Genomic DNA, 10545 nt, shown 5'->3' with positions numbered 1-10545 from the left:
CGCCGCCGGCTGGCAGCGCGATCCATGTCAAAACTGGTAGATCACACGCGCGCCGTAGGCCGGCTGCGCACTTCCAAATCCATCGGGCCGGTGGATCGCCCAACCGGCAAATGCATCGACGCTGGCGCCGAACCAGCCGCCGCGCAGCCCCACCGCGCCACCGACCAGACTGCGACTGCGCAGCCCGCTGGCGCTGGTGCCATCGATGCGTCCCGCGTCCAAACCCAGGTAAGGCGTGAGCCCGATCTGCTGCACCGGGAAACTCAAGGTATTGCGCCAATACGCGCCTTTTTCGGCACCCAGGGTCGCTTCGCCATCGAAGCCGCGCACGCTGTACCGGCCGCCAATCGTGAAGAATTCCGAGCCAAGCAACAGTTCGCCTGCGGTCTGCGCGCGCAGGCTGCTTTCCCAGGCCATGGGCACCGGCCCCAGCTTGAACGGCAGCGCAGTGCTCACATCCAGCGTGGTCACGCCATACCGAAAACTGGGGAAACCGATCTGCGGGTCATAGCCAGTCCATTGGCTGTTGAACCACGGCGTGCCGCGCCGGTGTGCGATGCGCACGTCCAGCTGCATCGCGCCCAGGTAACGCCGATGCGTGAAATAGAACTCGGCACTACTGGTATCGCGCCGCTGGATGCCGATCTCCACGCCGTCCAGATAGCTGCGCGCACGCCGCCGCCCCACTGTCACCCCGGCAGAAGTCTTGCTGGTGCCATCGCGATGCAAGACGCGCTGGATGTCCAGCTGGGCATTACTGGATTCGCCGCTGGACTGGAAGGTCTGCAAGAACCCGTCCACGCGCTGGTGATAGCGGTACGACGACGCCGAGAGCGCAACCGTCCACCAGCCCCACGGCAGGCTGTAGCTCAGACTGTTGCCGCGAGTGCCGCGCTCTTCATCGCGTGTCGCCAGATCGTGGCTGTAGCCGACACTGAGCAGGTCGTTGAGCCCCAACGGATTGTCCAGCGACACATCCAGCCCGCCCTGCACGCGACCGGTGGCTTCCACGCCCGAATCCTCGGCGTTGACTACACCGCGCCAACGCCGCCCATGCTGCAAGGTGATGACCAGATCCGATTCGCCTGGCGCTTCGCCCGGTGCAATATCGATCTTGGCGTCCTGCGATGGCAGGCGCTTGAACTGCTCCACGGCTTGTTCGATCGCGCGCAGATCCAGCAGATCGCCAGTGCGCAATGGCAAGGCGGTCTTCCAGTGCGCACCGTCGGTATCAGACACCACACGTACCGCACGCAGACGGCCCGGCATCAGTTCGAAGCGCAACTCGCCGCGCGATAAATCCTGCTCGGGCACGCCGATGCGCGTTGTAACAAAACCGCGCGCGACCAGCCGATCCAGTGCGCGACGGCGAATGACATCGATGCCGATGCGGCCGATGCAGCGCCCCTCGTAACGGCGCAGCGATTTCCACAGCCAAGCGAACCGCGCAGCATCCTGGCCCGCGCCCGACAGGCGCACACGCGTGATCGAAAAACACAGCGCTTCATCGGGTAGCACAGTGCTGCGTACGTCCACGCGCTCGGCATCCTCGCGCGGGCCGGCGAAAGGCGCCTGGCGCTCCTGCTCCTGCCGACGCTGAATCTCTTCGGCCTGGCGCAGTTGCTCCTGCCGGTCCAGGCTGGTCGGTGCCGATTGTTGTGCAGCCGCCAGCCCGGCGACCGCCCATAGGCAAGCCGCCAGCGCCAACGGCGCCGATCGCATCCACATCTGTCATGCCCCCTGTGCACCGGTCAGACCTGGGCCTGCCGCTGCTCACATCGCCGCACATGGCTGCCAAAACGGCAGCACAACCCTTGGACACGGCGAATGCGGCGCCACTGTGCTGCAGCGTTAAGAGCAGGTCAACGCAGCGTGTAGGGGCCACCCTGTAAGAAAATGCCGACAAATGCATTTATGTGACATAAATCACACAAATATCGGACGCTACCGTAAGGTCACGGAGATCGCCGGGTCGCTTAATAGCTCTCATAGGCCCGAAGTTCCGCCAACGCGCGGCTATTGAGACTATTCAAGACATGCACCACAACGCATACCGTCACCCCTACCTGTGTCTTAACTCATTCTTGACGCGTGGACGGCTTTTAAAAAGTGGGGCAGGACGCTGCTGTCGACTCAATAGATGGACCGCTACATTGGCGCCCATGATTGTGCAGACCTGCGCATTTATGCCAACCGATCTCAAGTAATGAACATCCCATCAACATAGTGATGACACTCGCTTTACACGGGCATACGCAGTATCGCCGCACTTCATAGCTGGATCGCTTGTGAACTTCTCTTCCCCCTGTTTGCACATGCACGTGCAGCGCGGTCGTCCTGACCGTACAGGCGCACTCACTCCCCTGATCAGCCTTGCCTTGTTTGCCGCATGTGTGCCCCTGGCGCACAGCGGAGAAGTGCGGTCGACAGATGTGACTGGCGCCTCCATCGCCCTTACGCCCATGCAGCAAGCCGAGCAATTGCGCGGCCAGCAGCGCTATGCGGAAGCACTCGCCATCTACGAACGCGTGTTGCGTGCAGACCCGCGCGACAAAGGCGCGTACACGCTGCGTGCGCTCACGCTCAGCGATCTGGGCGGCGCGCAGCTTGCCGCAGAAGCGATGTGGCGCCATCCGGACTGGTTTTCGCAGCAGGAGCGCGAGCGCATCGACAACGATCGCGTCGCGCGCATGATCGGCTGGGCCAGCGCCGAGCCGGTCGATGCCGCGCACCGCTATGCCGAGACCGATCAGGCGTTGGTCAATGTGGCGCGCATCGAGCGCGACGCACCACCACAGGTGGCCTGGGAAGCGACGCGGTTGCGTATCGACAGCCTGGTTGCCCTCAATCAGCGTCAGCGCCATCGCGACGTGGTTGCCAACTATCAGGCATTGCGTGCGGAAGGCATCGAGGTGCCCAGCTACGTGCTGCCGACGGTTGGCGATTCGCTGATGGGGCTGCGTCGCCCTGCCGAAGCCGAGACCGTCCTGCGACAAGCGCTGCAACACAGCCCGGACGACTTCAACACGCAACTACTGCTCGGCTACGCATTGCTGGAGCAAGAACGCTTCGATCAGGCGATGCCGTTGTTCGAGCAGCTGGCCGCGACGCAAGCGCCTTGGCCACGTCGCGCCGGCGCAACCAGCGGCTACGAAAACTGGGACCGCTTCAGCGCCGATGTCGCACTCGCCACCGCACGCTCTGCAGCCAACGACAACCGCGGTGCAGATCAGGTATTGCGCGAGCGCATCGCGATTGGGCCCGATAATGCCGAACTGCAAGCGGCTCTGGCTTCGATCGAATCGCGCCGCGGACACACCACGCAAGCCCTGCAACGCAATCAGATCGCGCTGACGCTGGACCCGCATCAAAAGCAGGCACGCAGCGGCGTGGTCGAAAACCAGCGCGATCTCGATCGCCTGGATCTGGCCGATGCGCAGTTCAAGACCTTGCGCATCGAGTACCCCGATGATGTCGGCCTGCAACGGCTGGGTGCGTCGCTGGAGCGCCAACGCGGCTGGCAGGTACATCTGAGCCATGCGTGGGGACGTAGCGACAACGACAACAGCGCCACCGCAACCTCGCCGCTCGGCAATCATTTCGGCAGCGCGCTGCTGGAAGCCGAATCGCCGCTGCTGGGTGAGCGCTGGCGCGTGGGCTTGCGCGCGCGCGACGACTGGGCCGATTTTCAGGAGACCCGCGTGCGCTATCGCAGCTTCTGGCTGGGCACGCACTACCGCTACGACCGGCTGGACTTGAGCGCCTACGGTGGCCGCGCACTCGATGATTTCGATCGCGATGGCACCGCCTGGGCACTGGACGCGGGTTGGCGATTCTCCGATGCGTGGTACGGCAGCGTTGCCTGGCGCACACGCGACCCGGAGGCCTCGTTGCAAGCGCGTCGTTTGGGCATCACCGGCGACAGTATCGGCGCAACGCTTCGCTGGACACCCAGCGATGAAACGCGCTGGGACCTGCAGGCACGACAGCTGCGTTACAGCGATGGCAATCGGCGCAACCAGCTCGATCTGTCGGGCAGCCAACGCCTGTGGGCACGCCCGCATGTGCTGATCGATGGGCTGATTTCTGCATCTGCCGGGCGTGCCGAAGACGACCGCGTGGTCGATTACTTCAACCCACGCCGCAGCGCAGGCGTGGCTGCGGGTGTGCGGATCGAACAGATTGGCTGGCGGCGTTACGACTACGCGTTTCGGCAGCGTCTGGAAGTCACCGCCGGCCCGACCTACCAATCCGGCTTTGGCAGCCAATGGGTGCCCGCGCTGGCCTATCGGCATCTGTGGTCGCTCGGCGATGGCAGCGCGTTGACGTATGGCGTGAGCTGGTCGCGCCCGGTCTACGACGGCCGGCGCGAACAACAACTTGGATTGGACCTGGATTTCCGATGGGGAGTTACGCCTTGATCCGCCTGCCGCTGTTGCTGCTCGCACTGCTGTTGATGACCTTCGCGTCGTCGGCGCATGCGGGTCTGCTGGTGCTCAGCTACCACGATATTCGCGACGACGTCGCCGCCAAAGGCGACCCGGATCGCTATGCGGTGTCCACCAGCAACTTCGCCGCGCATCTGGATTGGCTGCGCTCGCACGCGTATCACCCGGTGAGCGTGCAGCAGGTGCTGGATGCACGCGCCGGCCGGCGCGCCCTGCCCTCGCGGCCGGTGTTGCTTACCTTCGATGACGGCTTGCGCAGCGTCTATACGCGGGTATTTCCGCTGTTGCAGGCCTACGGCTACCCCGCCCTGGTCGCGCCGGTAACCAGCTGGGTCGAACTGCCTGCGGGCAAGGTGGTGCCGTACGGCCCGCGCGATTTCACCCGCGACGACTTCGTCACCTGGGCGCAACTGCGCGAGATGCAGGACAGCGGCCTGGTCGAGATCGGCTCGCATAGCGACGACCTGCATAAGGGCATTGCCGGCAATCCTTTCGGCAACCAGACCCCTGCGGCAGTTACCCGGCTGTGGGATGCGAGCAGCGGCTACGAAAACGAAGCCGACTATCGCCAGCGCATCGAAACCGATCTGCGGCATAGCCGCGATGCCATCGTGGCGCATCTGGGCAAGCCGCCGCGCACGATGGTGTGGCCGTATGCCGCCTACAACCGCGCCAGCAACGCCATTGCCGCGCAACTGGGCATGACGCTCAGTTTCGATCTGGAAGGCCGCTCGCACGAAGCCGATATCGGCCAGCAAGGCCGCGACCGCGTGGATGGGCAATCGCTGGCCAGCCTCGGGCGTTTGTTGTTGTTCAACAACCCCGACGTGCGCGATCTGGCCGGCGAACTGCGCCGCGATCTGTCGCGCGATGGGCTGCGCGCCATCCAGATCGACCTGGATTACGTCTACGACCCGGACCCCGCACAGCTGGCGCGCAATCTCGACATTCTGGTTCAGCGCGTCAAGGATATCGGGCCCAGCCACGTCTTCCTGCAGGCCTTTGCCGACCCGGATGGCGATGGTGCAGCCGATGCGCTGTATTTCCCTAATCGGCATCTGCCGATGCGCGCCGACCTGTTCGGACGCGTGGCGTGGCAGCTGCGTACCCGTGCCGGTGTGCGCGTGTTCGCCTGGTTGCCGGTGCTCGGCTTCCATCTACCCGACGCACAGCAACAGGCCGCACTGCAGATCCGTGCAAACGACCCGAAGGATGTGCCGCGTCTGGACCCGGGCAACCCGCGCACCCGCCAATTGGTGGCCGACGTCTACGAAGACCTCGCTGCGAATGCCTACTTCGAAGGCCTGCTGTTCCATGACGATGCCTACCTGCGCGATGACGACGTGCCGGCCTACGGCGGCGGCGATCCGGCCAGGCGCACGCAGGCGCTGATCGGCTTCACTCAGCAGCTCAAGGTCGCCGCAGAGCGCTGGCGCCCCAAGCTGGTCACGGTGCGCAATCTGTTCGCGCAGCCGGTGCTGGATCCGCACAGCGAAGCGTGGTTTGCGCAGCGTCTGGACGCTTTTTCTGCCGCCTACGATTACACCGCGCTGATGGCGATGCCCTACATGGAAAACGCCGACGACCCGCAGCAGTGGCTCACGCAACTGGTCACGCGCGTCGGTCAGCAGCCACATGGTTTCGAGAAGACCATCTTCGAACTGCAGACCGTGGACTGGCGCAGCGGCAAGCCGCTACCTGATGGCGTGCTACTGGCACATTCCAAGTTGCTGCTGGCGGCCGGAGTGCGTCATCTGGCGTATTACCCCGACGATTTCATTGGCGGCCATCCGTCCCTGCCCGAAGCGCGCGAAGCCATCTCGGCCCGCCAATTCCCCTATATCGAGCGATGACCGATGACGACCAGCCTCTTACTGGCCGCCCTGTTCAACTTCGCGTTTTACTACCCGATCATCATGGCGTTTTTCTGGATGATCGGCGGCATCTACTACTACCTGCGGCGCGAACGCGGCACGCCAGGGCCGTCCAAGCCGCCGCCGATGGCCAGCGAGCCGTTCGTGTCGTTGCTGATGCCTTGCTACAACGAGGCCAAGCATGTCGCCGAAACCATCGCAGCGATGAGTGCGCAGCACTATGCGGACTTCGAGATCATTGCCATCAACGACGGCAGTACCGACCGCACCGCCGAAGTCCTCGACGACCTCACGCATCAGCATCCGCGCTTGCGCGTGGTGCACCTTGAGCAGAACCACGGCAAGGCCAACGCCTTGCGCGTAGGCACGCTTGCGGCGCGGTCCGATTATCTTGTGTGCGTGGATGCCGATGCGATTCTCGATCCGCATGCAACGCGCTGGATGGTGGGCCACCTGATTTCCGGCCCGCGCGTCGGCGGCGTTACCGGCAACCCGCGCGTGCGCAATCGCACCACGCTGATGGGCCGCATGCAGGTCGGCGAGTTCTCTGCGATCGTGGGCCTGATCAAGCGCGCCCAACGCGTGTACGGCCGCCTGTTCACCGTGTCCGGTGTGATCTGCGCATTTCGTCGCTCGGCCCTGCACCACGTCGGCTTTTGGTCCGACAACATGGTCACCGAAGACATCGACATCTCATGGCGCCTGCAGCTCGACGGCTGGGATATCCGTTACGAGCCCAACGCACTGTGCTGGATCCTGATGCCCGAAACCTTTGGCGGCCTGTGGATGCAGCGCCTGCGCTGGGCGCGCGGTGGCGTCGAGGTACTGCTGAGCCATGGCCGCCGCGCACTGGCCTGGCGCAGCCGGCGCATGTGGGCAGTGCTGCTGGAATACACGCTGAGCCTGATCTGGGCCTACGTGATGTTGTTCATCATCGTGCTGTGGGTGCTCGGCAAGTTCATCGCGATGCCGCCTGCGTTGTATGTCGACACCATCCTGCCGCGCTGGCATGGCCTGGTGCTGGCAGTGGTCTGCCTGCTGCAGTTCGGCACCAGCCTGATCATTGAACGTCGCTACGAAAAAGGCCTGGCACGCCAGTTCTTCTGGGTGATCTGGTACCCCGCTGCCTTCTGGATGATCGGCATGCTCACTGCCGTCATCGCCTTCCCCCGCGCTCTCATCGCACGCCGCAATAAACGCGCGCGATGGAAGAGCCCCGACCGAGGAATCCAATGACCCCGCCCATCATCAACCTGCCGCAACGCCTCGGCCGCTCGCGCCGTCTCGCCTATGGCGCCGCCACCGCCGGCGCCTGGATGGTCTATTTCTATCTCTGGGCACCGCTGGCCACGCTGATCGCCTGGTTCTTCGGCCTGCGCAGCGCGTACACCGAGCTCTACCTGAAGCACAACGCCATCGACCCGTTCGCCCTCGGCGCACTGCCCGTTATCGCCCTGATGGCCGCCATCACCACGGTCGGCTGGGCCGAATACAACCGCCTGCGCTTCGCCAATGCCGACAAGCGCAAACGCCCCCGCACCGTTGCCGAACTGGAAGTGGACCAACGCCTGGGCGCCACCGAACAACTCGGCACCCTGCTCCGCCACAGCCGCATCTCATCGGTGTCGATGGACAAGTCTGCACGGCCGGTGGGAGTGCGGGTGGTGCGGCATCGGTGAGTGATTTAGCAGTTTGTGCAATATCCCGCCCTTAATGAAAAGGAGCATCGTACAGTTGCGACTCCGCCGGCATGGCCCCCATTGCCACGAGAAGTCAAGTAATGAAGAAGTACGCGATCGCCCTGAGATCGAACCCCGCTCTGGCGGGGTTTTTGCTTTGCGGGCGAGTCTAGCTGCCCATGCTTAGATCGTTCGGGCTGCTAGGTCCTACCTTGACAGTTCACCTCCCAGAGGCAACACGACTTGGGACGTCGGCTGCCCCGCACCATCAAGACGCTGAGCAATAAAGTGCAGCTGCTGCGACATTGTCGCCAATGGAGTGTTCGTCTTGCGCTGCTCCGCCAGCAGTTGTCCCAGCAGCGGCTTGATGCCAAAAACAGCAAACGGCACCAGCAGCCACAATATCGACAGCACCAGGCCGAAGATCGCAGCTGCGAAGTAGATCAGTTCCATGAGTCAGCCCTAAATTAAAATTTTTCGAAGGTGCTTCAGACGCAAGTAGGTCCGCACTGGCCCATTTATGCTTTTGCGGGGTCTGGCGCTGCCGATCAGTTGCGAGGATCGGCGATCAGTCTGGACGGCGAGCCATACAGAACCAGCACAGGGGCACCTGCCGCAAATGCGGGCGTTACACCCTGCACTACCGTCATAAGTGATCCGTTTTCGGTCTGGACGACGTACTCCATGCCCTCCGCACGCGACGCCGAACGCTCAGCTGCAGCACCGATGATGGCGCCGGCGACCAGCCCGCCAACCGCTCCGACTGCGTTGGCCCGACCACTGCCCCCCATCGATGAGCCGGCGATGCCGCCCGCAGCCGCGCCCGCCGCGGCGCCGCCCCCCTGGGTGCCATCGATCGAAACAGCGCGCGCACTGATCACCGTGCCTGCCACGGTCCGATTGACCTGGCCAACCGACCCCACTGAGTAGCTGTCGGTGCGCACATTAGGTGCGCACCCAACCACTGCGACCGCGAGGCAGGTCGCGACGATGAGCGACTTCACGGAGTCGCCTGACTGCTCGGGAACATCGGCTTGCTCACGTCGACCGTTTCCAACGCCTGCAGGAACAGCGCGATGTTGTTCTGGGCGGAGCGATTGATAGACTCGCGAGCGCGGATCACGCCGGCGAACGCATAGCCCGCCGGCACAGTGCCCGAAGCGCTCACATCCTGGGTGTAGACGATGCTGCCGTTCGCGCGATCGATCAGCTCGTAGCGCGCGATGGTCTTGGTGGTCATGGACGCGCCGAACGACGGTATGTCGATCGCCAGGATCTTCACCGACAAGCTGAGCTTTCGCGGTGCGTCGTCACGAAAGATCGCCATCCGGTTGAGCGCCTCAGTCAGGGCGTTCTCCCACATGTCCGGTATTTCGTGCTGCGCCTCAGGCGGCACCTTGCCCTTTGCCTCGTCCGGCCGGGCCAGCGTGACCGTCAGCGACTTCAGCTCGGCATCGAGCTTCTTGCTGCTGACTCCTACGCCCGGCACTGAGAAGTTGAGCGGCGGATTGGCCGCACAGCCAGAAAGCGCCGCGATCACGATCGCAGCGGCGAGTAGCTTTTTCATTCCATTCCCCTGTTGCTTCCATTGCGGCATGGGGCCGCATCCCTACAGCTAACGCGATAGTAACAAATGATTCGAACTGCACTAGATGAACATCTCCCCAACTATTGATGTCGCAGACCCAGCAGCCTGCCCTCCCCCACGCTCGGCTGGCGCGGGCCAAGGACTGACATGCGCCAGGAAGCCACGCCACTGCCGCCCACCATTCCTGCATGCCAGCAGGGTCATCGCCCGCAGCTGGTTACCACCCACGGCGCGCCGCACCGCTACGGCATCGGCGGCCCAGCGCCCACCACATTCAACATCGAGTGCTACCGCTGCGCGCTGGCCACTACGCCAAGCCCCAGCCGCCCCTCACCGAAAGCCGCTGGACCGAACCCACCTCCCAGCACCGCATCCCGCTGTCCCACCTGAGCCGTGCACGCGAACAGCTGTTCGCACAGCTGGCGAACGCGGCTCACGCCGCCTGATCGAGGTCACCATGCATCTACAACCCGAAGCACAGGTCGCGCTCAAGGCGGCCTACGGCACCCAAGGCCGCACTTTGCGCCGCACGCGCGGCGGCTTCGCCGCCATGCCCGCACAAGTGCAAACCAGCGGTCCGGTGCAGATCCAAGCGTTCACCCGCCGATGCATCAACTGGCTCGACGAAGCCGGCCTAGTGCAGTTTGACGACCCGCAATTCCCGAACATCATCACCCTCAACCCGCGCGGCATCGCCTACGCCGAGCAGCTGCTGCGCGACGAATCCGCTGCGCGTGGCAAGGCAGATGCGCAATGAGCACCTTCGCCCAATCCACTGTCCGCCACAAAGACCGCGAACGCGCCGACCTAGCCGCTCACCTAAAGGCCTTCGCCAAGACCGGCGGGGTCGTCGAAAAATTGGGCGTTACTCCCGCGCGCAAGATTCTGTCGCGGAGCCAGGCTAACAACGCTCGCATGCAGACCAAAACAACGCAGAGCCAGAATCCATCGTGACG

At 63.9% G+C, this 10545-nt stretch carries 10 protein-coding genes; 6 read left to right on the top strand and 4 right to left on the bottom strand.

What is annotated here, in order from left to right; all coding sequences use genetic code 11:
• Window positions 1-27: 27 nt before the first annotated feature.
• A complete protein-coding gene (locus ACZZ0O_RS15650; RefSeq protein WP_463591212.1) occupies window positions 28-1728 on the bottom strand; it encodes a ShlB/FhaC/HecB family hemolysin secretion/activation protein in 1701 nt (566 codons plus the stop codon).
• Window positions 1729-2462: 734 nt separating this feature from the next.
• Between ACZZ0O_RS15650 and pgaA the strand changes: the two genes are divergently transcribed.
• From pgaA to pgaD, 4 genes are read left to right on the top strand one after another with little or no spacing between them, the layout of a single operon-like run.
• Window positions 2463-4421 carry a poly-beta-1,6 N-acetyl-D-glucosamine export porin PgaA gene (pgaA, locus tag ACZZ0O_RS15645; RefSeq protein WP_463592467.1) on the top strand — a complete coding sequence of 653 codons (1959 nt, stop codon included), beginning with the start codon at window positions 2463-2465 and terminating at the stop codon, window positions 4419-4421.
• Window positions 4403-6301, top strand: coding sequence for a poly-beta-1,6-N-acetyl-D-glucosamine N-deacetylase PgaB (gene pgaB / locus ACZZ0O_RS15640; protein WP_463591211.1), 1899 nt, complete (start codon window positions 4403-4405; stop codon window positions 6299-6301). Before pgaA ends, pgaB begins: the two co-directional genes overlap by 19 nt.
• Before the next feature lie 3 nt (window positions 6302-6304).
• On the top strand, window positions 6305-7558 hold the full coding sequence (pgaC, locus tag ACZZ0O_RS15635; RefSeq protein WP_115561894.1) for a poly-beta-1,6-N-acetyl-D-glucosamine synthase: 1254 nt from the start codon (window positions 6305-6307) through the stop codon (window positions 7556-7558).
• The gene (pgaD, locus tag ACZZ0O_RS15630; protein WP_323523428.1) at window positions 7555-8001 is read left to right on the top strand and encodes a poly-beta-1,6-N-acetyl-D-glucosamine biosynthesis protein PgaD; all 447 of its coding nucleotides are present in this window, start codon (window positions 7555-7557) and stop codon (window positions 7999-8001) included. The genes pgaC and pgaD overlap by 4 nt, the downstream gene beginning before the upstream one ends.
• A 207-nt stretch (window positions 8002-8208) precedes the next feature.
• On the opposite strand, the gene ACZZ0O_RS15625 is transcribed toward pgaD, so the two are convergent.
• From ACZZ0O_RS15625 to ACZZ0O_RS15615, 3 genes are all read right to left on the bottom strand, one after another.
• Window positions 8209-8454: a hypothetical protein gene (locus ACZZ0O_RS15625; protein WP_463591210.1), complete on the bottom strand. Its 246-nt coding sequence runs from the start codon at window positions 8452-8454 to the stop codon at window positions 8209-8211.
• Window positions 8455-8549: 95 nt separating this feature from the next.
• Entirely contained in the window at window positions 8550-9005 is a 456-nt protein-coding gene (locus ACZZ0O_RS15620; protein WP_463591209.1) for an outer membrane lipoprotein, read from the bottom strand.
• Window positions 9002-9568: a UDP-N-acetylglucosamine acyltransferase gene (locus tag ACZZ0O_RS15615; protein WP_463591208.1), complete on the bottom strand. Its 567-nt coding sequence runs from the start codon at window positions 9566-9568 to the stop codon at window positions 9002-9004. Before ACZZ0O_RS15615 ends, ACZZ0O_RS15620 begins: the two co-directional genes overlap by 4 nt.
• 478 nt (window positions 9569-10046) lie before the next feature.
• Here ACZZ0O_RS15615 and ACZZ0O_RS15610 point away from each other — a divergent pair, with 478 nt between their 5' ends.
• Complete coding sequence (locus ACZZ0O_RS15610) at window positions 10047-10346, top strand: hypothetical protein (RefSeq protein WP_463591207.1); 300 nt, start codon at window positions 10047-10049, stop codon at window positions 10344-10346.
• Entirely contained in the window at window positions 10343-10543 is a 201-nt protein-coding gene (locus tag ACZZ0O_RS15605) for a hypothetical protein (protein WP_463591206.1), read from the top strand. The genes ACZZ0O_RS15610 and ACZZ0O_RS15605 overlap by 4 nt, the downstream gene beginning before the upstream one ends.
• Window positions 10544-10545: the final 2 nt, after the last annotated feature.

Source organism: Xanthomonas sp. AC360, from assembly GCF_979258225.1.
The sequence above is the reverse complement of the archived record's forward strand: the minus strand, read 5'-3'. Positions and strand labels throughout refer to the sequence as shown.